A 25,531-nucleotide genomic window follows, 5' to 3' on the forward strand; every position below is an offset into this window, starting at 1 on the left:
ACCTCAACGTTAGCCGACGCTGTAATGATGGGGAGATGATCTCCATCGAGCTCGCCCGCGCGCTCCGCACCGCCGGGCTCCGCTGGCACCCCCGCTCGGGCGACGGCTTCGTCATCGAGACGGCCGAGGCGGGAGGCGAGGTGTACACGGTCAGCGAGATGACCGTCGAGGTGCACGAGCATCCGGGCGGAAGCCTGATCGGCTTCAACGGCACCACGGAGTGGGCGCTCGACTCGGTCGACCTCGGCGACACGCTCTGGCTGCCGCGCGAGGACCAGCTGCGGGAGCTGCTGCGCGACGGCTTCGTCTCGCTCACCACGGAGCGGGTCGACGGCGACACCCTCTATCTCGTCACCGCCGTCATCCGGGGCGACGAGCGCCGCTACGAGGCGCTCAGCGCGGTCGACGCCTACGGTGAGGCTGTGCTCGACCTGATCGTCCGCAGTCTGGTGGCTGACGACGAGGCGGGTGTCGGAAGGGAGTCATAGGGTGAAGGGATGACGGAGAACTCAGTCCCCACAGTCACCCTGAACAACGGCACCACCATCCCGCAGCTCGGCTTCGGCGTCTTCAAGGTCGATCCCGACAAGACGAACCGCGTGGTGCGCGACGCCCTCGACGTCGGCTACCGCCACCTCGACACGGCCCGCATCTACCACAACGAGGAGGGCGTCGGCCGGGCCGTGCGCGAGTCGGGCATCGCCCGCGACGACCTCTTCATCACCACCAAGCTCTGGAACGACGACCAGACGCAACCGCTCGAGGCCTTCGACAAGAGCCTCGCTCGACTCGGCACCGACTACGTCGACCTCTACCTCATCCACTGGCCCACGCCCGAGCGCGACACCTACGTCGACGCCTGGCGCGGGCTGATCGAGATCGCGCAGTCCGGCCGGGCCAAGGCCATCGGCGTGTCGAACTTCACGATCGACCACCTCGAGCGCCTGATCGCCGAGACCGACGTGGTGCCGGCCGTCAACCAGGTCGAGCTGCACGTCGACTTCCAGCAGGCCGAGCTGAGGGCGTTCGCCGCCGAGCACGGCATCGCGATCGAAGCCTGGGGCCCGCTCGGCCAGGGCAAGATCAACGAGTCGCCCGAGCTCGCCGCCATCGCCGAGGCGCACGGCAAGTCGGTGCCGCAGACGATCATCCGCTGGCACCTCGACATCGGCAACATCGTCATCCCGAAGAGCAACGACAAGGGCCGCATGGCTCAGAACTTCGACGTGCTCGACTTCGAGCTGTCGGCCTCCGAGATCGCCACCATCGCCACGCTCGACCGCGGCGAGGACGGCCGCAACGGCACGAACCCGCTCGAGTTCAACTAGCGGTGTCGGTGCTCGTCCTGCGGGGGAACCACGGGACGAGCGCCGACGTCGTCCGGCGATAGGCGTCGTACTGGGGGTACTTCCCGCGGGAGATGCTCTCGGTGAAGATCGTCGAGCCGATGAAGACGACGGTCAGCAGCAGAGGCCCGAGTGCCGAGAACTGCAGCACCGTCCCGGCCGCGACCGCGCCGACACCGAAGAAGAGGTACCACTGGGCCAGCTCGAAGAAGTAGTTCGGGTGGCGGCTCACACGGAAAAGTCCGTGGGTCAGGAACGGCTTCTCGCCGGTGGCCGCACCCGCGTGCTTCCGTCGGTGGAAGCGCCACTGCTGCTCGTCGGCGATCGTCTCGCCCACGAGCGCGGCGGCGAAGAGCACGAGCAGCACGATGTCCAGCAGCCCGAACGGGGTCGCGCGATGCTGGTAGGCGAAGAAGGCCGGCATCGCGATGAGCCACAGCACGAGGTTCTGGAAGCCCGCGATGAACAGCAGGTCGAACACCTGGAAGGCGGGGGCGGGCATCCGCTTCTTCAGGATGCTCCAGCGGTAGTCCTGGCCGCCCCGGCTATAGCCGCCCTTGCGCGCAAAGTTGAACGTCAGGCGGGCGCCCCAGAGCGTCACGACGGAGGCCATCAGCATCAGCCGGAGGTCGGTGAAGCCGGTCGCGCCCGCGAAGATCCAGACGTAGAGCACCGGGACGATGGACCAGATCCGATCGACCCAGGAGTACTCACGCGTCACCAGGGAGAGCACCCAGGTGACCAGCACGCTGGCGATCAGCACCCAGACCGAGGCCATCAACGGGATCATGCTCGAATAGTAGGGCACCCGCGGCCGCCCGCACGGGGAATTCGCGGGTTCTGCACCCCTCCCCATCGACTACGCTGGACGGAGCAAGGAGGGCAGCAGGATGACGAGCAACGTGAACGACGACCGCACGACCCGGATCACCGTGCCCACTCCGACGGGTGACACCACACTCTCGCTGACCGGCGAGTTCGCCGCGCAGCTGGCGGCGCTCGAGGGCGGTGTGAGCGGCGAGGAGCTCGACTCCATCGCGGCGCTGCCGTCGGGCTCGGCGCTCTTGATCGTGCGCCGCGGGCCGAACGCCGGCGCCCGCTTCCTGCTCGACACCTCGACCACCACGGTCGGCCGGCACCCCAACGCCGACATCTTCCTCGACGACGTCACCGTCTCGCGCCGGCACGCGGAGTTCTCCCGCCACGGCCACACCTTCATCGTGCGCGACCTCGGGTCGCTGAACGGCACCTACGTCGGGGGCGCGCGAGTCGAAGAGGCGCTGCTCGACGACGGGGCAGAAGTGCAGATCGGCAAGTTCCGGCTCACGTTCTACCCGTCGCGCATCGACGTCGTCACCGCCGCGGGAGAGTAGTGCCGAACGCCGCTCCCGCGCCCGGGCAGCAGCCCGCGACGCCGCTTCTCGGCATCGGTCAGGTGCTCGCGAGGCTGACCACCGAGTTCCCCGACCTCACCCCGTCGAAGCTCCGCTTCCTCGAGGAGCGCGGGCTCGTGCATCCGGCCCGCACCCCCTCGGGCTACCGCAAGTTCTCGCAGAACGACCTGAGCCGGTTGAAGCTCATCCTCACGATGCAGCGCGACTGCTACCTGCCGCTCGCCGTGATCAAGGACTACCTCGCCGACGTCGACGCCGGGTTGAACCCGCCGATGCCGGGCGCGGCGCTGCCGGGCGGCGCCTCCATCCTGCAGACGGGGCGTCGGCTCAGCCGCGAGGAGCTCACCCGCGAGGCCGGCGCGACGCCGATGCTCGTGCAGGATGCGTTCTCGGCCTCGGTGATCACTCCCGCCGAGACCTACGGCGAAGACTCGCTGATCGTGTTGAAGGCGCTCGTCGAGCTGCAACGCAGCGGCATCGAGCCGCGGCACCTGCGCGGGTTCCGGCAGGCGGCGGAGCGCGAGCTCGGGTTGATCGAGAGCGCCCTGATGCCGGTCGCGCGACGCCGCGACCCGTCGAGCCGCGTCAAGGCGGCCGAGCTGGCCGTCGAGATCGCGGGGCAGCTCGAGGTGGTGCGGTCGAGCCTCATCCGCTCGGCGCTCAGCCGCATCGTCCCGTGACACGATCCGGTCACGATCTCTCGCGCTTCCGCGACACGCCGGGGGTGCAAACGGCGCGGTCGTTGCCCCGGGGGGTCTGCGTCGATAGCGTTGACGTGATGCATCCGGTTCCGGGTGCGCCCGACGACGGAAGGCCCCGATGAGCGAGCTCAGCCAAGGCGACGATTCTCGCTACGACCTCGGCCTCCTGTTCACCGACGGACTGCCCGACCTCGACGACGCGAACGGCTATCGCGGTGCCGTCGCGGCCCGCGCCGCCGGCATCACCTACCGTCAGCTCGATTACTGGGCGCGCACCGCGCTCGTCGAGCCCACCGTCCGCGGAGCCGCCGGCTCCGGCTCGCAGCGCCTCTACGGCTTCCGCGACATCCTCGTGCTCAAGCTCGTGAAGCGCCTCCTCGACACCGGCATCTCGCTGCAGCAGATCCGCACGGCCATCAACCAGCTGCGCGAGTCGGGCATCAACGACCTCGCCCAGACGACGCTCATGTCCGACGGGGCCAGCGTCTACCTCTGCACCTCCAACGACGAGGTCATCGACCTCGTCAGCCGCGGCCAGGGCGTCTTCGGCATCGCCGTCGGCAAGGTCCTCCGCGAGGTCGAGCACTCCCTCGTCGACCTCGACTCGGTCGTCACCGACCCGGCCGACGAACTCGCGGCCCGCCGCGCCAGCCGCAAAGCCGTCTGAGCCGGTTCCTGCCTTCCCTGCCGCTCAGACGACGGTAGTGAGCACTCCGCCGTCGGCCCGGAGCGCCGCTCCGTTCGTGGCCGATGACAACGGGCTCGCCAGGTAGGTCACGAGTGCCGCGATCTCGGACGGTTCTATGAACCGCTCGAGCAGCGACGTGCGGTTCTCGGCGGCGATCGCGGCTTTCAGGTGCGCGGCCGGTATACCCTGGCCGCGTGCGATGCGGTCGACCGCCTGGGCGACACCGTCGGAGTAGGTGGGGCCGCCGAGAACGGAGTTGACGGTGACCCCGGTTCCGCGCGTGAGCTTCGCCAGGCCGTTGGCGACGGCCAGCTGCGCCGCCTTCGTGGCGCCGTAGTGCACCATGTCGGCCGGCACGTTCACGCCCGCCTCGCTGCTGATGAAGAGGATCCGGCCCCAGCCGCTCTCGAGCATCCGGGGCAGCAGATGCCGGGACAGCACCACTCCGCTCATCACGTTGACCTCGAAGTAGCGTCGCCACTCCTCGTCCAGGACATCGTCGAAGGCCGCCACCTCGAACAGCCCGACGTTGTTCACCAGGATGTCGACCTCGCCGAGCGCGCCCAGGAGCCGGGCCACCTCGTCGGGACGCTCGACGTCGGCGGCGATGCCCGACGCCTCCGCGCCGGGCAGCTCGTCGCGCAGGCGCTCCACTGCACCCTGCACCGCTGCCTCTCGGCGGCCGTTGATGACGACAGACGCCCCCTCGGCGAGAAGCGCCCGTGCGATCGCGTATCCGATGCCTTGGGTCGATCCGCTGACGAACGCACGTCGACCGGTCAGTTCGAGGTCCATGATCTGCTCCTTACTTGCTCGGTAAAGTCACAAGCTAGCAGATCGACTTGCTCAGTCAAGTCATCCAGTAGTATCGAAGGATGATCGACGACACCCCGTCAGGTGAGCTGGCCGGCGACGACCTGCAGACGTGGGCCGGGCTCGCCACCCTGCTCGAATGGCTGCCGTCTGCGCTCGACGCGCAGCTGCTGCGCGACTCGGGCATCACGCATTTCGAGTACGGCATCCTCTTCGCACTGGCAGAGGCCGATGAGCGCACCCTGCGCATGAGCGTGCTCGCGGGATTCGCGAACAGCTCCCTGTCGCGACTGTCCCGCGCCGTCACCCGCCTCGAGAATCGCGGCTGGGTCACCCGCCACCCCGACCCCGCCGACGGGCGCTACACCCTGGGCGTTCTGACAGCGGCCGGCGTGGAGACCTGCGCCCGGGCCACTCCCGGCCACGTGCAGACCGTGAACCGTCTCGTCCTCGACCGCCTCACGGCCGCCCAGAAGCGCCAGCTCCAGGCCATCACCCGTCGCATCCTCCCCGCGATCGCCCCCGACACGGAGTGGAAGCCACCGACCGCCCACGCCGTCCGCGACTGAACCGCGAAGCAGCCGGCTACGCCTTGAGGTCGGCGTACTCGCCGACGCGGCCCGTGCGCATGACGCGCTCGAGGAGGAGGTCGAAGTTGCGGGCCATCTCCTGCGCGCCCTCGCCCGGCCAGACGTGCAGGGGCTTGGCGGCGCCCTGGGCCTGCTGGAGGGAGGTGCGCTCGGGCAGCTGGGGCGAGAGCACCAGCGGGCCGAACATGTCGCGGAGCTCCTTGATGCGGAACTGGTGCTCGAGCGACTGCGACCGCACGCGGTTCACGATGATGCCGAGGGGCTGCAGACGGGGGGAGAGGCCGCGGCGGATCTCCTCGATCGCGCGCAGGGCACGGTCGGCGGCGGCCACCGAGAACAGGCCGGGCTCGGTCACGACCGTGACGCGATCGGATGCCGCCCAGGCGGTGCGCGTGAGCGCGTTCAGCGACGGGGCGCAGTCGATCAGCACGAGGTCGTACTCGCTCTCGACGGTGGCCAGGGCCTCCTCGAGCTTCCAGATGTCGCGGATCGACGGGTGCGGCCCGTCGAAGTTGAGGGCGGAGGGGCTGCCGATCAGGACGTCGATCTTGCCGCCGCGGTCTTTCGTCCAGCCCGAGGGGGCGATGGCCGCCCGCACGACCTTCTCCTTGGGAGAGGCCAGCACGTCGGCCACGTTGAGGTGGCCGGCGACACGGATGTCCATGCCCGTGGACACGTCGGACTGGGGGTCGAGGTCGACCACGAGGGTGCGGAGACCCTTGGCGAACGCGGCGGAAGCGAGCCCGAGCGTCACTGTGGTCTTGCCCACACCCCCCTTGAGGGAAGAGACGCTGAGTACATGCACAGTCGACAACGTTACCTTCACTAGGCTTTGACTACCTAACTGTTCGCTGTACGCGCATGCGCCTCGAAAGGTCTCCATGTTCACGAAGATTCTGGTCGCCAATCGCGGGGAGATCGCGATCCGCGCTTTCCGGGCCGCGTACGAGCTGGGTGCGAAGACCGTCGCGGTGTTCCCGTACGAGGATCGCAACTCGATGCACCGCCTCAAGGCGGACGAGGCGTACCAGATCGGTGAGGTCGGGCATCCGGTGCGCGCCTACCTCGACGTGAGCGAGATCATCCGCGTCGCGAAGGAGTCGGGCGCCGACGCCATCTACCCGGGTTACGGGTTCCTGTCGGAGAACCCCGAGCTGGCGAAGGCCGCGGCCGAGAACGGCATCACGTTCATCGGCCCGGGCGAGCACGTGCTGGAGATGGCGGGCAACAAGGTCACGGCGAAGGAGCACGCGATCGCGGCGGGGGTGCCGGTGCTGAAGTCGTCGCCGGCGACGACCGACCTCGACGTGCTGGTCGCGGCGGCGGATGAGATCGGGTTCCCGGTGTTCGTGAAGGCCGTTGCGGGTGGTGGCGGGCGGGGGATGCGCCGGGTGGAGACCCGTGAGGAGCTCCGCGGTGCGCTCGAGGCGGCGATGCGGGAGGCCGACAGCGCGTTCGGTGACGCGACGATGTTCCTCGAGCAGGCGGTGCTGCGGCCCCGTCACATCGAGGTGCAGATCCTGGCCGACAGCACGGGGGAGACGCTGCACCTGTTCGAGCGGGACTGCTCGGTGCAGCGCCGGAACCAGAAGGTCGTCGAGATCGCTCCGGCGCCGAACATCTCCGACGAGCTGCGCGAGGCCCTGCACGCGGATGCGATCAAGTTCGCGAAGTCGATCGGCTACGTCAACGCGGGCACGGTCGAGTTCCTGGTCGACACGGTCGGCGAGCGGGCAGGCGAGCACGTCTTCATCGAGATGAACCCGCGCATCCAGGTCGAGCACACGGTCACCGAGGAGGTCACCGACGTCGACCTCGTGCAGTCGCAGATGCTCATCGCCTCTGGCAGCACCTTCGATGAGCTCGGCATGCACCAGGCCGACATCGTGCTGCACGGCGCCGCCCTGCAGTGCCGCATCACGACGGAGGACCCGACCGCCGGGTTCCGCCCCGACACCGGCAAGATCGCCGCCTACCGCTCACCCGGAGGCGCGGGCGTGCGCCTGGATGGCGGCACCGTCGACGTCGGTGCGCAGATCAGCCCGCACTTCGACTCGATGCTGGCGAAGATGACCTGCCGCGGCCGCGACTTCCCCGCGGCGGTCAGGCGGGCGCGGCGGGCGCTGGCGGAGTTCCGCATCCGCGGCGTGTCCACGAACATCCCGTTCCTGCAGGGCGTGCTGGACGACCCGTCGTTCGCCGCCGGCGACCTCAGCACGAGCTTCATCGAGGAGCGGCCGCAGCTGCTGGCCGGGCATCCGTCGAAAGACCGCGGCACGAAGATCCTGAACTGGCTCGCCGACGTCACGGTGAACCAGCAGAACGGGCCCCGCACGGTCACCGTGCATCCCGTCGACAAGCTCCCCGCCGTCGACCTCACCGTCCCGGCCCCCGCCGGCAGCCGGCAGAGGCTGCTCGAGCTCGGTCCGGTCGGTTTCGCCGAGGCGCTCCGGGCGCAGACCGCCCTCGCGGTGACCGAGACGACGATGCGGGATGCTCATCAGTCCCTCCTGGCGACCCGCGTGCGCACCCGCGACCTCGTCGCGGTCGCGCCCTACGTCGCCCGGCTCACCCCCGAGCTGTGGAGCGTCGAGGCGTGGGGCGGCGCGACCTACGACGTGGCGCTGCGCTTCCTGGGCGAGGACCCGTGGGAGCGCCTCGCCGTGCTGCGGGAGGCCCTGCCGAACGTGGCGATCCAGATGCTGCTCCGCGGCCGCAACACCGTCGGCTACACCCCGTACCCGACCGAGGTGACCGACGCCTTCGTGCGCGAGGCCGCCGCGACCGGCATCGACGTCTTCCGCATCTTCGACGCCCTGAACGACGTGAACCAGATGCGCCCCGCGATCGAGTCGGTGCTCGCCACCGGCACGACGATCGCCGAGGTCGCCGTCTGCTACACCGGCGACCTCCTCGACCCGGCCGAGGACCTCTACACCCTCGACTACTACCTCCGCCTGGCCGACGAGATCGTCGCGGCGGGTGCGCACGTGCTCGCGATCAAGGACATGGCGGGGCTCCTGCGTCCGGCCGCCGCCGCGAAGCTCGTGTCGGCCCTCCGGGAGCGGTTCGACCTGCCGGTGCACGTGCACACGCACGACACCGCGGGCGGGCAGCTCGCGACGCTGCTGGCCGCCAGTGCGGCGGGCGCGGACGCGGTCGACGTGGCCAGCGCACCGATGGCCGGCACCACGAGTCAGCCGAGCGCATCCGCTCTGGTCGCCGCGCTCGCTCACACCGAGCGCGACACGGGGCTGTCGTTGAAGGCCGTCAGCGACCTCGAGCCCTACTGGGAAGCGGTGCGCCAGGTCTACCGCCCGTTCGAGTCCGGCCTCGCCGGGCCGACGGGCCGCGTGTACAACCACGAGATCCCGGGCGGGCAGCTGTCGAACCTGCGCCAGCAGGCCATCGCGCTCGGCCTCGCCGACGACTTCGAGCGGGTGGAGGACCTGTACGCCGCGGCGAACAAGATCCTCGGCCGCATCCCGAAGGTCACCCCGTCGTCGAAGGTGGTGGGCGACCTCGCTCTGCACCTCGCGGCGGTGAAGGCCGACCCGGCCGACTTCGAACAGAAACCGGGCAACTACGACATCCCCGACTCGGTCGTGGGCTTCATGGCCGGCGAGCTCGGCGAGCTGCCCGGCGGCTGGCCCGAGCCGTTCCGCACGAAGGTGCTCGCGGGCCGCGACGTGAAGGTCGGGGTCACCCCGGTCGACGACGCTGACCTGGCCGCGATCGCACCGGATGCGGCCGGCCGCGAGCGACGTGCGACCCTGAACCGGCTGCTGTTCCCGGCCCCGACCCGCACCTTCGAGCAGCTGCGCGAACTGTTCGGCGACCTGTCCGTGGTCGACACCGTCGACTACCTCTACGGCCTCCAGCAGGGCACCGAGCACGTGGTCGAGATCGACCGCGGCGTGCGCCTGTTCGTCGGCCTCGAGGCCATCGGCGAGGTCGACGACAAGGGCGAGCGCACCGTCATGACGACCCTCAACGGTCAGCTGCGCCCGGTGAACGTGCGCGACCGTTCCGTCAAGGTCGAGACCAAGACGGCCGAGAAGGCGGATGCGGCCCAGCCCGGGCAGGTGCCGGCCCCGTTCTCCGGCGTCGTCACCGTCAAGGTCGCCGTCGGAGACACCGTCGCCGCCGGGGCCCCGGTCGCGACCATCGAGGCGATGAAGATGGAGGCGGCGATCACCACCCCGATCGCCGGCACCGTCTCCCGGCTCGCCATCCCCACCACCCAGCAGGTCGAGGCCGGCGACCTGATCGCCGTGGTGACCCCCGCATCCTGACCCCGACCGGGGTGTCCCTGCGCACCCCGACCGAAGACACCGAAAGAGAACCACCGCTGTGACTGTTCGCGAGATCCGCCTGTTCGGCGACCCCGTGCTGAAGACCGTGTCCGACCCGATCGTGGAGATCGACGACCGTGTGCGCGCCCTCGTCGAGGACCTGCTCGACAGCGTGAAGGTGCCCGGCCGCGCCGGCGTGGCCGCTGCGCAGATCGGCGTCAACCTGCGCGCGTTCAGCTACAACGTCGACGGTCAGGTCGGGTACATCCTGAACCCCGTGCTCGTCGAGACGTCGGGCGAGCCCGAACTCGTCGACGAGGGCTGCCTCTCGGTGCCCGAGCTCTGGTTCAAGACGAGTCGGTACCCCTACGCGAAGGCCCGCGGCACCGATCTCGACGGCAACGAGGTCGTCGTCGAGGGCACGGGCGTGCTCGCCCAGGCGCTGCAGCACGAGACCGACCACCTCGACGGCCTGCTCTACCTCGACCGGCTCGACAAGCCCACCCGCCGAGAGGCGATGCGGCAGGTGCGCGAGTCGAGCTGGTTCTGATCTCGGTGGTGCAGGGGCGACGGATGCGCGGCCCCTGCACCAGGGTCTGACGACCCTCCGGCGTCAGAAGACCAGGGACTGGCCCTCGGTGGCCGGGGCCGCCGAGTAGATGCCGTCGACGACCGCCGCGTAGTCCTTGAGGATCACGTTGCGCTTGATCGACATCTTGGGCGTGAGGTGCCCGCTGTCCTCCGTGAACTCGTCGGTGAGTACCACGAACTTGCGGATCGACTCGGCCCGCGAGACGAGGGCGTTCGCCGTGTCGACGGCCCGCTGGATCTCGGCCAGCACCGCCGGGTTGACGGCCGCCTCGGTGAGGCTCATCGTCGCATCCTGGCCGTTGTTGTTCAGCCACACGGGCAGCATCTCGGAGTCGAGGGTGATCAGCGCCGAGATGAACGGGCGCTGGTCGCCGACCACGACGACCTGGCCCACGACCGGGTTCGCGCGGATCGGGTCCTCGAGCACGGCCGGGGCGACGTTCTTGCCGCCGGCGGTGACGATGATCTCCTTCTTGCGGCCGGTGATGGTGAGGAAGCCGTCGTCGTCGAGGGTGCCGATGTCGCCCGTCTTGAACCACTCGCCGTCCATCACCTCGGCGGTCGCCTCGGGGTTGTTCCAGTACCCCGCGAAGACGTTGACGCCCTTGATCAGGATCTCGCCGTCGCCCGCGAGCTTCACCGCGACGCCCGGCAGCGGGGGGCCGACGGTGCCGATCTTGAACTGCTCCGGCACGTTGACGGTGGCCGGCGCGGTGGTCTCGGTGAGGCCGTAGCCCTCGAGGATCTTGACGCCGAGGCTGCGATAGAAGTGACCCAGGTGATGACCCAGCGGGGCCGAGCCCGAGACGGCGTACTTGACGCGTCCGCCGAGGGCCGCCCGGAGCTTGGACAGCACGAGCCGGTCGAGCACGGCGAAGCGCAGCTTCAGGCCGAGCGGCACGTGCCCGGCGTCCAGCGCCTCGGAGTGCTGCACGGCGACCGCCGCGGCGGCCCGGAAGATCTTGCCCTTGCCACCGGCCTCGGCCTTCTGCTCGGACGAGTTGTAGACCTTCTCGAACACGCGCGGCACCGCGAGCAGGAAGGTCGGCTTGAACGACCCCAGGGCCGGCAGCAGGTTCTTCGTGTTCGACTCGTGGCCGACCTTCACACCGCTGTACACCGACAGCACCGAGATGAAGCGGGCGTAGACGTGGGCGGTGGTGACGAACAGCAGCGTCGACGACCCGGGGGCGAGCACGTCGGCCATCGAGACCGCGGCGTTGCGGCTCAGCTCGACGAAGTTCGAGTGGGTCAGCACGCAGCCCTTCGGCCGCCCCATCGTGCCCGAGGTGTAGATGAGCGTGGCCAGGTCGGAGCCCTGGGCGAGGTTGCGGCGGCGCTCGACCTCGTCGTCGGACACCGCACCCCCCGTCGCCGCGAGCTTGTCGAGATCGCCCAGGTCGACCTGCCAGACGCGGGTGACCAGCGGCAGGTCGGCGTGGATCTCGTCGAAGCGGGCGAAGTGGTCGGCCGTCTCGACGATGATGGCGGTCGCGCCCGAGTCGCTGAGGTTCCACTGCACCTGCGCGGGAGAGGACGTCTCGTAGATCGGCACCAGCACGGCTCCGGCGAACCAGGTGGCGAAGTCGATCAGCGTCCACTCGTAGCGGGTGTGGCACATCAGGCCGATCTTGTCGCCCGGCTCGATGCCGGCCGCGATCAGGCCCTTGGCGACGGCCTTCACCTGGGTGAGGAACTCGGCGGCGGTGATGTCGCGCCAACCGCCGTTCTCGGGCACCGCGAACAGCGGCTGATCGGGGGCCTTGCGCACCCGCTCGACGAGCAGGTCGGTGACGTTCGCCCCCGGGTCGGCGGCGACGACGGCAGGATTCTCGTACTGGTCCACGGCAGCTCCTTCGGTACCGGTCAGGTTCTTCTCCTCTACACTCTACTTGGTGCGCTCGGGGCTTCCCTGGGCGCACGTTTCGCCCGGTCGGAAGGAACCATCCATGCGCGCCATCGGCATCGACATCGGCGGCACGAAGATCGCCGGAGCCGTCGTCGACGAGTTCGGCACGATCGTCAAGCACGACCGCACGCCGACCATCGCCGCCGAGCCGCAGGTCATCGAGGACTCGGTCGTGGCGATGGTGAAGAGCCTGGCCGAGGGCGAGGAGATCGCCGCGGTCGGCGTGGCCGCCGCGGGATTCATCGACGCCTCGCAGTCGGTCGTCTACTACGCCCCCAACATCAACTGGCGCAACGAACCGTTCCGCGAGAAGCTCCAGGACCGGCTCGGCATGCACATCATCGTCGAGAACGACGCGAACGCCGCCGGCTGGGCCGAGTTCCGCTTCGGCGCGGGCCGTCTCGTCAGCGACATGGTCATGCTCACCATCGGCACGGGCGTCGGCGGCGCGATCGTCAGCGGCGACCGCCTGTTCCGCGGGGGCTTCGGCGCCGGCGCCGAACTCGGGCACATGCGGGTGGTGCCGGGCGGTCTGCCCTGCGGATGCGGGGCCCACGGCTGCATCGAGCAGTACGGCTCCGGCCGAGCGCTGCTCCGGCTCGCGAACGAGCTGGCCGACGCGGGCGGCATCGGTCAGGTGCTGGCCTCGGTTCGGCAGCGGAAGGGCGTGCTCACCGGTCACGACGTCAGCGAGCTGGTGACCATCGGCGACCCCGGCGCCCTGTCCGCCCTGCGCACCCTCGGCACCTGGATCGGCCAGGCCTGCGCCAGTCTCGGCGCGGTGCTCGACCCGCAGCTGTTCGTGATCGGCGGCGGGGTCGCCCAGGCCGGCGACCTGCTGCTCGACCCCATCCGCCAGTCGTTCCTCGAGAGCCTGCCGGCTCGCGGGTACCACCCCGAACCCTCGTTCGCGATCGCCGAGCTCGTCAACGACGCCGGTGTCGTCGGCGCCGCCGACCTCGCCCGTCAGTACGCAGAATCGATCTGAGCGTGTTCTACTTCCTCGCGAAATACCTGCTGATCGCCCCGGTGCTGAAGACGCTGTTCCGGCCCTGGGTGATCGGGCTCGAGAACATCCCCGCCTCCGGCGGTGCGATCCTCGCCTCGAACCACCTCTCGTTCAGCGACTCGGTCTTCCTGCCCGTGGTGGTCGACCGGCAGGTGTCGTTCCTCGCCAAGAGCGAGTACTTCACGGGCAAGGGAATCAAGGGCTTCCTGGTGCGGCTGTTCTTCATCGCCTCGGGCCAGCTCCCGATCGACCGCGCGGGCGGCAAGGCCTCCGAGGCGTCGCTGAACACGGGCCTCCGGGTGCTGGCGCGCGGCGACCTGCTGGGCATCTACCCCGAGGGCACCAGGAGCCCCGACGCGAAGCTCTACCGCGGCCGTACCGGCGTCGCGCGGATGGTGCTCGAGGCGCATGTGCCGATCATCCCGGTCGCCATGATCGACACCGAGAAGGTCATGCCCATCGGCACGAAGCTGCCGAAGATCCGCCGGATTGGCATCGTCATCGGGGAGCCACTAGATTTCAGTAGGTTCGAGGGACTGGAATCAGACCGGTTCATCCTCCGCTCCGTGACCGACGAGATCATGTACGAGCTGCACCGCCTGGGAGGCCAGGAATACGCGGACGTCTATGCGACTTCGGTCAAGGAGAAACGCGTGCGACCGCGCGCCACCGCCAAATAGATACAGGGAATCCAAACCAGTGGTAGATCCAACAGAGCAAATCGTCGAAGCGGATGAATCGGTGATCGCGGGTCTGGACTATTGGCGCACCCTCCCGGTGAAGCAGCAGCCGTCCTGGCCCGACCAGACCGCCGTCGAGGCCGTCTCGCGCGAGATCGCCACGCTGCCGCCGCTCGTCTTCGCGGGCGAGGTCGACAACCTGCGCTCCCGGCTCGCCACGGCAGCCAGGGGCGAGGCGTTCCTACTGCAGGGCGGCGACTGCGCCGAGACCTTCGCGGGCGCGACGGCCGACCAGATCCGCGACCGGGTGAAGACCATCCTGCAGATGGCCGTCGTGCTCACCTACGGCGCCTCGATGCCCGTCATCAAGATGGGGCGCATGGCCGGCCAGTTCGCCAAGCCGCGCTCGAGCGACACCGAGACCCGTGACGGCATCACGCTGCCCGCGTACCGCGGCGACATCGTGAACGGCTACGACTTCACGCCCGAGTCGCGCACGGCGAACCCGAAGCGCCTGCTCGACGGCTACCACATGGCGGCGTCGACGCTGAACCTCATCCGCGCCTTCACGCAGGGTGGCTTCGCCGACCTGCGCCAGGTGCACATGTGGAACAAGGGCTTCACCTCGAACCCCGCCAACGTGCGCTACGAGCAGCTCGCCGGCGAGATCGACCGGGCCGTGAAGTTCATGGTCGCGTGCGGCGCCGACTTCGAGGCGCTGAAGCGCACCGAGTTCTACGTCAGCCACGAGGGTCTGCTGTTCGACTACGAGCGGCCGATGACGCGCATCGACTCGCGCACGGGCACGCCGTACAACACCTCGAGCCACTTCATCTGGATCGGGGAGCGCACGCGCGAGCTCGACGGCGCGCACGTCGACTTCCTGTCGCGGGTGCGCAACCCGATCGGCGTGAAGCTCGGCCCGACCACGACCGGCGACGACATGCTGCGCCTGATCGACAAGCTCGACCCCGAGCGCGAGCCCGGGCGTCTGACGTTCATCACGCGCATGGGCGCCGGCAAGATCCGGGATGCGCTGCCCCCGCTGCTCGAGGCCATCAAGTCGAGCGACGCGCTGCCGCTCTGGGTCACCGACCCCATGCACGGCAACGGGCTGACCACGCCGAACGGCTACAAGACGCGTCGCTTCGACGACGTGGTCGACGAGGTCAAGGGCTTCTTCGAGGCGCACCGGGCGGCGGGCACGCATCCCGGCGGTATCCACGTCGAGCTCACCGGGGACGACGTCACCGAGTGCCTCGGTGGATCGGAGCACATCGACGAGGCCACCCTCTCGACGCGCTACGAGTCGCTCTGCGACCCGCGCCTGAACCACATGCAGTCGCTCGAGCTCGCCTTCCTGGTGGCCGAGGAGCTCAAGGTCTCGAGCGCCGCCCGCGCCTGACGCCCAGGCCACCCGGCGACTTGCCGAAAAACGCCCTTCCGGAGCTCGGATAGGGCGTTTTTCGGCAACTCGCCTGGGGTGCGCGGCTAGAAGACGCTGAAGGAGACCGTGAGGGACGAGCCGCGGGGGAGGCTCGTGCCCGGTGCCGGGTCGGTGGCGCTGATCTTGAAGGCGTCGGGGAGGGCGTCGGCGACCGCGTTGTAGCGGAGGTCGAAGCCGAGCTCGACGAGCTTCGGCTTGGCGTCGGCCCAGGACTGGCCGACGATGTCGGAGGGCACCGTGACCGGCTCGGGGCCGCGCGAGATGTCCAGGGTGATCGAATCGCCCTGGTGCACGATGTCGGCCGGCAGCACGGCGTTGTAGACCTGGCCCTCCGGCACCTCCTCGTTGAAGTCGGAGGAGCCCTCCACGCCGACGAGGCCGACGGCGGACAGGGTCGCCTGCGCCTCCTCGAGGGTCTGGCCGATCACCCCGGGCACCGCGCCGAGCGAGACCACGAGGGTCACCGGCTGCTGCTCGCCGTACTCGGCACCGAGCTGGTTGCCGGCCGCGTCGAGCGCTGCGAGCACGACACCGGCCTCGACGTCCCCGTTGAACTGCGTCTCCGAGTCGGTGTTCGTGAAGCCCGCCTCCTCGACCGCGGCGCGCGCCTGATCTTCAGGGATGCCGGTCAGTGTCGGCACCGCGAGCATCGCCGGCCCCGACGAGACGAGCACGGAGACGCCCGAGCCGGTCTGCACGCTGCTGCCCGAGGCGGGGTCGGTGCCGATCACCGATCCGGCCGGCACCGTGGGGCTCGTGGCGGGGGTCTGCGACGCCTCGAGGCCGAGACCCTGCAGGGTGGCGACCGCCGCATCCGGTGTCTGCGAGGTGACGTCGGGCACCGTGAGCATGGCGCCGGGGCCGGCGGCGAAGTACCAGGCGCCGGTGCCGAGGCCGGCGGCGACGAAGAGGATGAGCGCGAACACCCAGAGACCCCGCCGGCGTCGGCGCGCCGACTTCGTGGCGAGCTTCTGGCGGGTCTCCGAGTGCGAGCCGCTGTCGTTCAGCGCCGCGAGCGAGCCGGGCGAGCCGGGAGCGCCGGGCGGGATCGGACCGGTCGGCGTGATGAGCGGCGAAGCGTACGCCGTGGTCTCACCGGTCGCCCCGCCGACCGCGGCCATCTGGCCGGTGCGGCGGCGCGACTCGAGCACCTGGGTCTGCGCGTGGTCGAGGTCGGCGTCGAAGGTCTCGGGCAGCACCACGGTGCGCGCGGTGGAGTTGCTGACGGGCCGCGCCCCGACGATCTCGCGCTCGGCCTCGCGCAGCCGCTCGAGCATCTCGCGGGCGTCGCTCGGCCGCTCGTCGGGGCTCTTCGCGGTGGCCCAGAGCACGAGGTCGTCGAGCTGCTCGGGCACGCCGGGCTGCGCGGCGCTCGGCACGGGCATCGGGTCGTTCGCGTGCTGGAACGCGATGGCCATCGGCCGCTCGCCCACGTAGGGCTGCGCGCCGACGAGCATCTCGTACATCATGATGCCGGCCGCGTAGATGTCGCTGCGGGCGTCGGCCGTGCCGCGGGTGAGCAGCTCGGGGGAGAGGTAGGCGATGGTGCCGAGCAGGGCCTGGCCGGTCGCGGTGTTGGCCGAGACGGCACGGGCGAGGCCGAAGTCGCTGATCTTGATGCGGCCGTCGTCGGCCAGCAGCACGTTCTCGGGCTTGAGGTCGCGGTGCACGATGCCGGCCTTGTGGGCGGCGGCGAGACCGCCGAGCACCGCGTCCATCACGTCGACGGTCTGCTCGGTGGTGAGCTTTCCGTAGTCCTTCAGCAGGTCGCGCAGGGTGACTCCGGGCAGGTACTCCATGACGAGGTACGCCATGTCGCTGTCCTGGCCCTGGTCGAAGACGTTCACGACGTTGGGGTGCGCCAGCCGGGCCGCCGAACGGGCCTCCTGCACGAAGCGCTCCTTGAAGACCGCGTCGTCGGCGAGGTGGCCGTGCATGATCTTGATGGCCACCTGGCGCTCGAGGCGCAGGTCGGTGGCGAGGTACACGGTCGCCATGCCGCCGCGCGCGATCCGCGAACGCACCGAGTAGCGGCCGTCGATGAGACGTCCGATCATCGGGTCGGGCGGGGCGCTTGTCACAGTTCCGAGTCTAGAGAGGGGGGCATCGCCCTGGCCGCATAGACACCGGCCGATCGGGCATCCGGATGCGCATTTTTATGCATTCGTGATGAGACCCGATTGCGGGCGGTGCCCCGGCGCGTGGCAATCTGTACTCGTGACTGATCTGCCCGCCACCGGATGGCTGACCGTTCCCGACCTCGTCGACCTGCTGGGGCTCACGCCGAGCAAGGTGCGGCGCCTGATCGAAGACCACCATCTGGTGGCGACCCGCCGCGACGGCGTGCTCTCGGTGCCCGCGGAGTTCATCCGCGACGGCGAGCCGCTGACCGAGCTGCGGGGCACCATCATGGTGCTCGCCGACAACCGGTACACGGACGACGAGATCCTGGAGTGGCTGCTCTCGCCGAACGAGCTGCTCGACGCGACGCCGATCGCCGCGCTGCGCGCCGGCCGCAAGGCCGAGGTGCGCCGGATCGCGCAGGCGCAGGACTTCTAGCCGCTAGGCCTGGCGGTTGACGAGCCGCTTCGCGAGGCTCGTCAGCTCCGCCTTCGCGGTGTCGCCGAGCGGCGCGCGGTCGAGCTCGTCGAGCGCGGTGCGGAGGCGCCGGGAGATCATGCTCTCGACCTCGGTGACGGCGCCCGTGCCCACCATGGTCTGCTGCAGCATCCTGATCTGCCCCTCGTCGAGCTCGGGGTCGCCGATCAGCTCGTCGAAGAGCCGCCGCGATGACGGGTCGAGCCGCGAGCGGGTGAGCGAGACGAGCACCGTGCGCTTGCCCTCCCGGAGGTCGTCGCCCGAGGGCTTGCCCGTGAGCTCGGCGTCGCCGAAGACGCCCAGCACGTCGTCGCGCAGCTGGAACGCGATGCCGAGCGGGAGCCCGAAGCGCCGCAGCGCATCCGTCTGCTCGGGCGAGCTGCCGCGTAGGGACGCCCCGATCACGAGCGGGGCCTCGACGCTGTACTTCGCCGACTTGTAGACGATCACCCGTTCGGCGCGCTCGAGCGAGGCCTCGGGGTCGGTGGTGGCCCAGGCGCGCTCCTCGAGCAGGTCGAGGTACTGGCCGAGCGTGACCTCGGTGCGCATGGTGTCGATCGCCTCGCGCGCGGCGAGGTGGGTCTCGAGCGAGGGGGCCCCGAGCACGGCGCGGGCGATCAGCTCGTCGCTCCAGGCGAGCAGCAGGTCGCCGAGCAGGATGGCGCTGCCCTCGCCGAAGGTGCGGCGCGACCCCTGCCAGCCGCCGTCGGCGTGCAGCGACTCGAAGCGGCGGTGCGCCGAGGGCATGCCGCGGCGCGTGTCGGAGTTGTCGATGATGTCGTCGTGCACCAGAGCGGCGGCGTGGAAGAGCTCGAGGCCGGCGCACAGGTCGATCAGGGAGTCGAGTTCCTTCTCGCCCGGAACGGCCGAGGCGGTGGCGGCGGGGGAGACCGCCCGCCAGCCCCAGTAGCAGAACAGGGCTCTGAACCTCTTGCCGCCGCTGAGAAGATCCCGCGAGAACCGCGAGAAGGGGGCGAGGTCGGGGGCCACACGACCGAGAATGGACTCGCGCGATGCGAGGAACTCCACGATCCGAGCATCGACGAGATTGACTAGGCGCGGGCTTTCCATCACTCGCCTAGCCTAGCTAGACCCCGCGCACTACAATCAGCAAGTATCACGCGTCGGTCCCGAGCCTGAGGTGAAATAGGATGCCGCTTTCGGAGCAAGAACAAAGACTCCTCGATGAGATGGAGCGCAGTCTCTACCACAACGACGCCGACTTCGTGTCGGCCGTCAGCGGGGCGCGAGGCCGACTCAACTACGGCGCGCTCGTGCTGGGGATCCTGGTCGGAATCCTGGGTCTCGGTGTCGTCATCGTCGGCGTGGTGCTGCACCAGCCGCTGATCGGCCTGGCCGGTTTCGTCGCCATGTTCGGCGGCGTGCTGCTGGCCCTTCGACGAACCTCCCGCGGGCCGGCCCCGAAGGCCCCGCTCGGCGGAACGCCCACGGCGGGTCGCGGCGGCGCCACGGCCTCGTCGAAGTCGGGCTTCATGGATCGACTCAACGACCGCTGGGAGCGACGCGACGACGATCGCGGCGAGTAGGGCTCAGCCCTCCCTTATCCTCCACTTGTGAAGACCGGCCCTCGGGCCGGTCTTTTCTTTTGCCCATGACCGGCCTTCGGGCCGGTCTTTTTTTGTGCCCGGATGCCCGTCCCCGCCGCCCATCTCCCTCCATTCCCCTCCACCCCGAACTTCCGCAGGCTGACGCGGAATTTTTTCCGTTTCGGCCCATATTGATCCCGAATGTCGTAGATATGTGGAAGGGAGTGGAGTAAAGTGGAGGTCAAGCCCACACAATCTGGCCGGAGAGAACGGGGAGGTAGATGTTCCTTGGCACCTACGAACCCAAGCTCGACGACAAAGGGCGCATCATCCTCCCGGCGAAGTTCCGGGACGAGCTGGCCGGGGGCATGGTCGTGACGCGCGGCCAGGAGAACTGTCTGTACGTGTTCTCCACCCGCGAGTTCGAGAACCTGCACGAGAAGATCCGGCAGGCTCCCGTCACCAGCAAGCAGGCTCGCGACTACCAGCGCGTGTTCCTCTCCGGTGCCAGCGCCGAGACGCCCGACAAGCAGCACCGGGTCACCATCCCGGCCCCGCTCCGCAACTACGCCGGTCTCGATCGCGATCTCGTCGTCATCGGCGTCGGCTCGCGCGCCGAGATCTGGGACGCGACGGCCTGGGCCACCTACCTCGAGGCCCAGGAGGCCGCGTTCTCCGACACCGACGAGGAGGTGATCCCCGGCCTCTTCTGAGTCGTCGTCCCTGACTCCCAGCCGTTCATCGCCCTGGCGCACTTCCCCGGTGCCAGGTCGGACGCCCTGCCGCACTTCCCCGGCGGCAGGTCGGAACGGACGGGGATCAGGGACTGCGAAGCACCGGCCGCATCACCATGACCGACTACTCCGGCATCCACACCTCGGTTCTCCTCGAACGCTCCATCGAGCTCCTCGGCCCGGCCCTCGGCCGCCCCGGCGCCGTGCTCGTCGACTGCACCCTCGGGCTCGGCGGTCACTCCGAGGCCTTCCTCGAGGCCTTTCCCGAGCTGCACCTCGTCGGCCTCGACCGCGACCCGAACGCCCTCCGTCTCGCGGGGGAGCGGCTCCAGCGCTTCTCCGACCGCATCGACCTCGTGCACTGCGTCTACGACGAGATCGACGAGGCCCTCGAGGGGCTCGGCATCGACGAGGTCGACGGCGTGCTGTTCGACCTCGGCGTCTCGTCGATGCAGCTCGACGAGGTCGAGCGCGGCTTCTCCTACTCCAAGGATGCGCCGCTCGACATGCGCATGGACGACACGGCGGCCTTCACCGCCGCCGAGATCGTGGCCACCTACTCCGAGGCCGACCTCCGCCGCATCTTCCGCGACTACGGCGAGGAGAAGCTGGCCGACCGCTACGCCCGCTTCATCGTGCGGGCCCGCGACGAGGCGCCGATCCTCCGGTCGGGGCAGCTCGTCGACATCATCCAGGCCGCCACGCCGGCCAAGTTCTCGAACTCCGGCCACCCCGCCAAGCGCGTCTTCCAGGCCCTCCGCATCGAGGTGAACGCCGAGCTCTCGGTGCTCGAGCGGGCCCTGCCCAAAGCCATCGACGCCCTGGTCGTCGGCGGCCGCATCGTCGTGCTCGCCTTCCAGTCGCTCGAAGACCGCATCGTCAAGCGGGAGCTGATGAAGCGGGCCGCCTCGACCGCCCCCGCCGGCCTGCCGGTCGAGCTGCCCGAGCACCGGCCCGAGCTGAAGCTCCTGGTGCGCGGCGCCGAGCTCGCCGACGACGACGAGCGCGCCCGCAACCCCCGTTCCATCCCCGTCCGCCTCCGTGCAGCAGAACGAATCAGGAGGATCGCATGACGAACCTGGCCAGTGCATCCATGAGCCGCCCCCGTGCCGCCTTCGCCCAGGCGGTCGCGGTCGAGCCCGACTTCGACCTCGACCTGCCCGGTGTCGAGCACCCGATCGCGCCCCGGCGCATCCAGGTCGTGCCGACCCGTCAGCAGCGCCGGGCGCGCCCCAAGATCGCCTACGCGGCCGTCGTGGTCACCGGGGTGCTCGCCATCGTCATCACCCAGCTCATGCTCTCGATCGGCCTCTCCGACGGCGCCTACGAGATCTCCTCGCTGCAGCAGCAGCAGAAGGAGCTCGACCGCACCAACCAGACGCTGAGCGAGCAGTACGACTCGCTGTCCTCGCCGCAGAACCTGGCCGCCAGCGCCGAGTCGCTCGGCATGGTCGCCAACAGCGCGCCCGTCTACCTCCGCCTCTCCGACGGCGCCGTGCTCGGCTCGCCGGTCGCCGCCGGTGCCACCGGCTCCGTCACCGGCGGGCAGTCGCTCATCCCGAACGCCTCGCTGAACCCCGTGACGGGCACCGCGGCGACCCCGGCCGACGCCGCGGCCGCTGCGGCGGCCGGAGCAGCGGCGGATGCCGCGGCCACCGCCGACACGGCGAGCGCGCCTCCCGTGGCCGAGGCTCCGGCCGACGTACCGTGGACGGGTGCTCTTCCCTCCCCGACGACCCGCTGATCCCCGGCGCTCGTGAACACCGCCGCGAACCGCACCACCCGGCGTCGTGCCGCCGTGGCCGTCGTCGCCGTGATGGCCGTCGTGGCGGTCTTCGTGATCCGGCTGGTGAGCATCCAGATCGTGCAGGCCGACACCCTGAACGCCGAGTCGTTCGACAAGCTCTCGGCTGAGACCACCTCCTACGGCCTCCGCGGCGACATCGTCGACGAGGACGGCACGGTGCTCGCCACGACCGTGCTGCGCTACGACGTCACCGCCTCGCCGAAGTCGGTCACCGACTTCGAGCGCACGGGTGACGACGGCAAGACGGTCGACGTGACGGCGCTGCAGGCCGCGGGGGAGATCGCCGGGATCATCGGCCAGACGCCGGAGCAGGTGTACGGCATCCTGACCGCCGACCCGTCCTCGAACCACGTGGTGGTGGTCACGGGCATCGACGTCGACGCCTTCCGTGCCATCCGCGACCTCCAAATCCCCTGGCTGTACTACGAGTCGAACCCGGTGCGCACCTACCCCAACGGGGCCGTGGCGGGCAGCGTGGTCGGCTTCATGGGCGAAGATCCCGACGCCGACCCGAGCGCCACCGAGACGGGCGACACCGCCGGCACCGAGGACGAGGTCGGGCTCTCCGGCGTCGAGCAGATGCAGAACCAGTGCCTCACCGGCACCGACGGCGTCGAGACCTACGAACGCGGGGCCGACGGCGTCGCGATCCCCGGCTCGAGCGAGACCGTGGTGCAGGCGAAGCAGGGCGGCACCGCGGTGCTCACCCTCGACAGCGACCTGCAGTGGTTCTCGCAGCAGGCGCTGCTGGCGCGCATCCAGGAGACCGGAGCCGCCTGGGGCACCGTGGTGGTGCAGGAGGTCAAGACCGGCAAGCTGCTCGCCGTCGCCGACTACCCGAGCGTCGACCCCAACGACATCGACGCCACGCCGGCGGACCAGCGCGGCTCCATCGCCTTCCAGTCGCCGTTCGAGCCCGGCTCGACCTTCAAGGCGCTGACCGCCGCCTCTGTGCTCGACGCCGGTCTCGCGAACGTCGGCACCCAGGTCGAGGCGCCGTTCATCTTCACCGACGCCAACGGCGCGTCGACCCGCGACAGCGAGTTCCACGTCGACCCGCTGCGGCTCACCTTCGCCGGCGTCATGCAGGAGTCCTCGAACACGGGCACCGCGATGCTGGGCGAGCTGCTCTCGAGCCAGCAGCGCTACGACTACATCGAGAAGTTCCACATGACGAAGCCCAGTGAGGTCGGCTTCCCGGCGGAGTCGGGCGGCATCCTGGCGCCGTGGGACGAGTGGGACGACCAGACGAACCTCACCACCACGTTCGGCCAGGGCGTGTCGAACACGGCCATCCAGATCGCGAGCCTCTACCAGACGCTGGGCAACGGCGGCGTGCGCCTGCCCGTGCAGCTGCTCGAGGGTTGCAAGGGCGAAGACGGCACGATGGCGGGTGCTCCGGATGCGACGGGTGAGCAGATCGTGCCGAGCACCGTCTCGACCGACGTCGTGAACATGCTCGAGACCGTCGTCTCGGGCGGCTACGCCTCGAAGGAGCTATCGATTCCGGGCTACCGGGTGGCCGCGAAGACCGGCACGGCGCAGATGAGCGACGGGTCGGGGGCCTACGGCGACAGCTACATCACCTCGGTCGCCGGACTCGCTCCGGCCGAGGACCCGCAGTACGTCGTTTCGGTCACCATCGCGAAGCCCGTTACCATTGAGTCGGCCCTGGCTGCGGCACCGGTCTTCCAGAAGATCATGTCGCAGGTGCTGAAGGAGAAGCGCGTGCTTCCCTCCACCGTTCCTTCGCCAGACCTGCCGACGACGTATTGAGCACCAAGGAGACCAGTGGCTGATCGGGGTTCTTCGGCGCTTCGACCCGAGCATCCGATCGAGCGGTCCCTGCCGCATCTCGTGGAGGAGTTCGGCCTCGAGCAGCGCGGCCTGCCCGTCTCCGAGGTCGTGTCGGGCATCACTCTGTCCTCGCACGACGTCGTTCCGGGCGACCTCTACGTGGGGCTCGCCGGCAAGCGGCACCACGGGGCCCGGTTCGCCGAGGCCGCCAGGGAGGCGGGTGCCGTCGCGATCCTGACCGACGACGAGGGCGCCGAGATCGCGGCCGACGCCGGTCTGCCGATCATCGTCACCCCCGAGCCGAGGCTCGCGCTCGGCGAGCTCGCGGCGTGGATCTACCGCACCCGCGAGGAGCCGCCGACGATGTTCGGCGTCACCGGGACGAACGGCAAGACGAGCGTGGCCTACCTGCTCGAGGCGATCCTCCGCCAGCTCGGCGTGGTGGCCGGCATCAGCACCACCGCCGAGCGCCGCATCGGCGACGAGGTCATCGTCTCCAAGCTCACGACCCCCGAGGCCACCGAGATCCACGCGATGCTGGCACGGATGCGCGAGGCCGACGTGCGCTCGGTCGTGCTCGAGGTCTCGGCGCAGGCCATCACCCAGCACCGTGTCGACGGCATCGTCTTCGACGTGGTCGGGTTCACCAACCTCACCCACGACCACCTCGACGACTACGAGACGATGGACGTCTACTACGCGGCGAAGCGGGAGCTGTTCCAGCCCGACCGCGCCCGCCGCGGCGTCGTGATGGTCGACGGCGACTGGGGCGGCCGGCTCGCACAGGAGTCGCGCATCCCGATCACCACGATCGCCACCGACCCCGCCGCCGACGCGGAGTGGACGCTGACGATCGACGAGGAGCGCCCCGAGCGCACCACATTCACCCTGCGGGGGCCCGACCACCGCACGCTGACCACCTCGGTGCCGCTGCTCGGCGCCTACATGGCCGCCAACGCGGCCCTCGCCATCGTGATGCTGGTGGAGTCGGGCTTCGACCTCGACGCCATCGCGCACGCGCTGAACATCGCGCACGACGCCGAGGGCACCGAGATCCACGACGACGGCTTCGTCGCCGGCATCGACGTGTACATCCCGGGCCGGGCCGAGAAGGTCTCCGGCGAGTCGGGCCCCATCGTCTACATCGACTACGGCCACAGCCCCGACGCGTTCACCTCGACGCTCGAGTCGATCCGCCGCGTCTCCGACGGCCGCGTGATCATGCTGTTCGGCGCCGACGGCGACCGCGACCCCTCCAAGCGCGAGGAGATGGGCGCGATCGCGGCCCGGCTCTCCGACGCCGTGGTGGTCACCGACTTCCACCCCCGCTTCGAGGACCCGGCCTCCATCCGCGCCGCGCTGATCGCGGGCGCGCGGGCGGCCGTGCCCGATCGCGAGATCCACGAGGTGCCCGACCCGCGGGCCGCCTTCCGCACGGCGCTCTCCCTCGCGGGCGAGGGCGACGTCATCCTCTACGCCGGCCCCGGCCACGAGGACTACCACGAGGTCGCGGGGGAGCGCATCCCCTACTCGGCCCGCGACGACGCGCGCAGTGCGCTGCACGAACACGGATGGCTCTGACGAC

At 69.8% G+C, this 25,531-nt stretch carries 24 protein-coding genes; 18 read left to right on the forward strand and 6 right to left on the reverse strand.

Annotation, left to right across the window (positions count from 1 at the left end; translation table 11 throughout):
- The first annotated feature begins 35 nt into the window (after positions 1 to 35).
- Complete coding sequence (locus tag HQQ85_RS01710) at positions 36 to 488, forward strand: pilus assembly protein CpaE (RefSeq protein ID WP_173180780.1); 453 nt, start codon at positions 36 to 38, stop codon at positions 486 to 488.
- A 9-nt stretch (positions 489 to 497) separates the two neighbouring features.
- The gene (locus HQQ85_RS01715) at positions 498 to 1,328 is read left to right on the forward strand and encodes an aldo/keto reductase (protein WP_173180781.1); all 831 of its coding nucleotides are present in this window, start codon (positions 498 to 500) and stop codon (positions 1,326 to 1,328) included.
- On the opposite strand, the gene HQQ85_RS01720 is transcribed toward HQQ85_RS01715, so the two are convergent.
- Entirely contained in the window at positions 1,321 to 2,136 is an 816-nt protein-coding gene (locus HQQ85_RS01720; protein ID WP_216851400.1) for a DUF1295 domain-containing protein, read from the reverse strand. The two genes, HQQ85_RS01715 and HQQ85_RS01720, sit on opposite strands and share 8 nt — an antisense overlap.
- Positions 2,137 to 2,236: 100 nt before the next feature.
- Here HQQ85_RS01720 and HQQ85_RS01725 point away from each other — a divergent pair, with 100 nt between their 5' ends.
- The 3 genes from HQQ85_RS01725 (at position 2,237) to HQQ85_RS01735 (ending at position 4,108) form a co-directional block, all read left to right on the forward strand.
- Complete coding sequence (locus HQQ85_RS01725) at positions 2,237 to 2,719, forward strand: FHA domain-containing protein (protein WP_173180782.1); 483 nt, start codon at positions 2,237 to 2,239, stop codon at positions 2,717 to 2,719.
- Positions 2,719 to 3,420, forward strand: a complete 702-nt coding sequence (locus HQQ85_RS01730; RefSeq protein WP_173180783.1) for a MerR family transcriptional regulator — start codon at positions 2,719 to 2,721, stop codon at positions 3,418 to 3,420. Before HQQ85_RS01725 ends, HQQ85_RS01730 begins: the two co-directional genes overlap by 1 nt.
- 139 nt (positions 3,421 to 3,559) lie before the next feature.
- Complete coding sequence (locus HQQ85_RS01735) at positions 3,560 to 4,108, forward strand: MerR family transcriptional regulator (protein ID WP_173180784.1); 549 nt, start codon at positions 3,560 to 3,562, stop codon at positions 4,106 to 4,108.
- A 24-nt stretch (positions 4,109 to 4,132) separates the two neighbouring features.
- Here HQQ85_RS01735 and HQQ85_RS01740 read toward each other — a convergent pair whose 3' ends face one another.
- Positions 4,133 to 4,924, reverse strand: a complete 792-nt coding sequence (locus HQQ85_RS01740; protein ID WP_173180785.1) for an SDR family NAD(P)-dependent oxidoreductase — start codon at positions 4,922 to 4,924, stop codon at positions 4,133 to 4,135.
- A gap of 80 nt (positions 4,925 to 5,004) precedes the next feature.
- On the opposite strand from HQQ85_RS01740, the gene HQQ85_RS01745 reads away from it, so the two are divergent.
- The gene (locus tag HQQ85_RS01745) at positions 5,005 to 5,511 is read left to right on the forward strand and encodes a MarR family winged helix-turn-helix transcriptional regulator (protein ID WP_173180786.1); all 507 of its coding nucleotides are present in this window, start codon (positions 5,005 to 5,007) and stop codon (positions 5,509 to 5,511) included.
- Between the two features lie 16 nt (positions 5,512 to 5,527).
- Here the strand turns inward: HQQ85_RS01745 and HQQ85_RS01750 are convergent, their stop codons facing one another.
- Complete coding sequence (locus HQQ85_RS01750; protein WP_173180787.1) at positions 5,528 to 6,337, reverse strand: ParA family protein; 810 nt, start codon at positions 6,335 to 6,337, stop codon at positions 5,528 to 5,530.
- Between the two features lie 76 nt (positions 6,338 to 6,413).
- On the opposite strand from HQQ85_RS01750, the gene HQQ85_RS01755 reads away from it, so the two are divergent.
- A complete protein-coding gene (locus HQQ85_RS01755) occupies positions 6,414 to 9,827 on the forward strand; it encodes a pyruvate carboxylase (protein ID WP_173180788.1) in 3,414 nt (1,137 codons plus the stop codon).
- 58 nt (positions 9,828 to 9,885) lie between these two features.
- Positions 9,886 to 10,377 carry a peptide deformylase gene (def, locus tag HQQ85_RS01760; protein WP_173180789.1) on the forward strand — a complete coding sequence of 164 codons (492 nt, stop codon included), beginning with the start codon at positions 9,886 to 9,888 and terminating at the stop codon, positions 10,375 to 10,377.
- A 63-nt stretch (positions 10,378 to 10,440) separates the two neighbouring features.
- Here def and HQQ85_RS01765 read toward each other — a convergent pair whose 3' ends face one another.
- Positions 10,441 to 12,264 carry an AMP-dependent synthetase/ligase gene (locus HQQ85_RS01765; RefSeq protein WP_173180790.1) on the reverse strand — a complete coding sequence of 608 codons (1,824 nt, stop codon included), beginning with the start codon at positions 12,262 to 12,264 and terminating at the stop codon, positions 10,441 to 10,443.
- Positions 12,265 to 12,367: 103 nt separating this feature from the next.
- Between HQQ85_RS01765 and HQQ85_RS01770 the strand changes: the two genes are divergently transcribed.
- The 3 genes from HQQ85_RS01770 (at position 12,368) to HQQ85_RS01780 (ending at position 15,421) form a co-directional block, all read left to right on the forward strand.
- Positions 12,368 to 13,315, forward strand: coding sequence for an ROK family glucokinase (locus HQQ85_RS01770; RefSeq protein WP_173180791.1), 948 nt, complete (start codon positions 12,368 to 12,370; stop codon positions 13,313 to 13,315).
- Between the two features lie 2 nt (positions 13,316 to 13,317).
- Entirely contained in the window at positions 13,318 to 14,016 is a 699-nt protein-coding gene (locus HQQ85_RS01775; RefSeq protein WP_173180792.1) for a lysophospholipid acyltransferase family protein, read from the forward strand.
- A gap of 61 nt (positions 14,017 to 14,077) precedes the next feature.
- A complete protein-coding gene (locus HQQ85_RS01780; RefSeq protein WP_271206579.1) occupies positions 14,078 to 15,421 on the forward strand; it encodes a class II 3-deoxy-7-phosphoheptulonate synthase in 1,344 nt (447 codons plus the stop codon).
- A gap of 86 nt (positions 15,422 to 15,507) precedes the next feature.
- Here HQQ85_RS01780 and pknB read toward each other — a convergent pair whose 3' ends face one another.
- Positions 15,508 to 17,520 carry a Stk1 family PASTA domain-containing Ser/Thr kinase gene (gene pknB, locus HQQ85_RS01785; RefSeq protein WP_216851455.1) on the reverse strand — a complete coding sequence of 671 codons (2,013 nt, stop codon included), beginning with the start codon at positions 17,518 to 17,520 and terminating at the stop codon, positions 15,508 to 15,510.
- Positions 17,521 to 17,680: 160 nt separating this feature from the next.
- Between pknB and HQQ85_RS01790 the strand changes: the two genes are divergently transcribed.
- Entirely contained in the window at positions 17,681 to 18,022 is a 342-nt protein-coding gene (locus HQQ85_RS01790) for an Rv2175c family DNA-binding protein (RefSeq protein ID WP_371741721.1), read from the forward strand.
- Between the two features lie 3 nt (positions 18,023 to 18,025).
- Here the strand turns inward: HQQ85_RS01790 and HQQ85_RS01795 are convergent, their stop codons facing one another.
- Entirely contained in the window at positions 18,026 to 19,135 is a 1,110-nt protein-coding gene (locus HQQ85_RS01795; protein ID WP_173180796.1) for a polyprenyl synthetase family protein, read from the reverse strand.
- Positions 19,136 to 19,212: 77 nt separating this feature from the next.
- Here HQQ85_RS01795 and HQQ85_RS01800 point away from each other — a divergent pair, with 77 nt between their 5' ends.
- The 6 genes from HQQ85_RS01800 (at position 19,213) to HQQ85_RS01825 (ending at position 25,527) form a co-directional block, all read left to right on the forward strand.
- A complete protein-coding gene (locus tag HQQ85_RS01800) occupies positions 19,213 to 19,608 on the forward strand; it encodes a DUF3040 domain-containing protein (RefSeq protein ID WP_173180797.1) in 396 nt (131 codons plus the stop codon).
- A gap of 281 nt (positions 19,609 to 19,889) precedes the next feature.
- Positions 19,890 to 20,321, forward strand: a complete 432-nt coding sequence (mraZ, locus tag HQQ85_RS01805) for a division/cell wall cluster transcriptional repressor MraZ (protein ID WP_173180798.1) — start codon at positions 19,890 to 19,892, stop codon at positions 20,319 to 20,321.
- A gap of 137 nt (positions 20,322 to 20,458) precedes the next feature.
- The gene (gene rsmH, locus HQQ85_RS01810) at positions 20,459 to 21,415 is read left to right on the forward strand and encodes a 16S rRNA (cytosine(1402)-N(4))-methyltransferase RsmH (RefSeq protein WP_173180799.1); all 957 of its coding nucleotides are present in this window, start codon (positions 20,459 to 20,461) and stop codon (positions 21,413 to 21,415) included.
- Positions 21,412 to 22,086, forward strand: a complete 675-nt coding sequence (locus HQQ85_RS01815) for a hypothetical protein (protein WP_173180800.1) — start codon at positions 21,412 to 21,414, stop codon at positions 22,084 to 22,086. The genes rsmH and HQQ85_RS01815 overlap by 4 nt, the downstream gene beginning before the upstream one ends.
- A 12-nt stretch (positions 22,087 to 22,098) precedes the next feature.
- Positions 22,099 to 23,925, forward strand: a complete 1,827-nt coding sequence (locus HQQ85_RS01820) for a penicillin-binding protein 2 (RefSeq protein ID WP_173180801.1) — start codon at positions 22,099 to 22,101, stop codon at positions 23,923 to 23,925.
- A gap of 15 nt (positions 23,926 to 23,940) precedes the next feature.
- Entirely contained in the window at positions 23,941 to 25,527 is a 1,587-nt protein-coding gene (locus HQQ85_RS01825) for a UDP-N-acetylmuramoyl-L-alanyl-D-glutamate--2,6-diaminopimelate ligase (RefSeq protein WP_173180802.1), read from the forward strand.
- Positions 25,528 to 25,531 lie beyond the last annotated feature (4 nt).

It is taken from the genome of Herbiconiux sp. VKM Ac-2851 (assembly GCF_013205105.1).
Lineage (GTDB): Bacteria > Actinomycetota > Actinomycetes > Actinomycetales > Microbacteriaceae > Herbiconiux > Herbiconiux flava.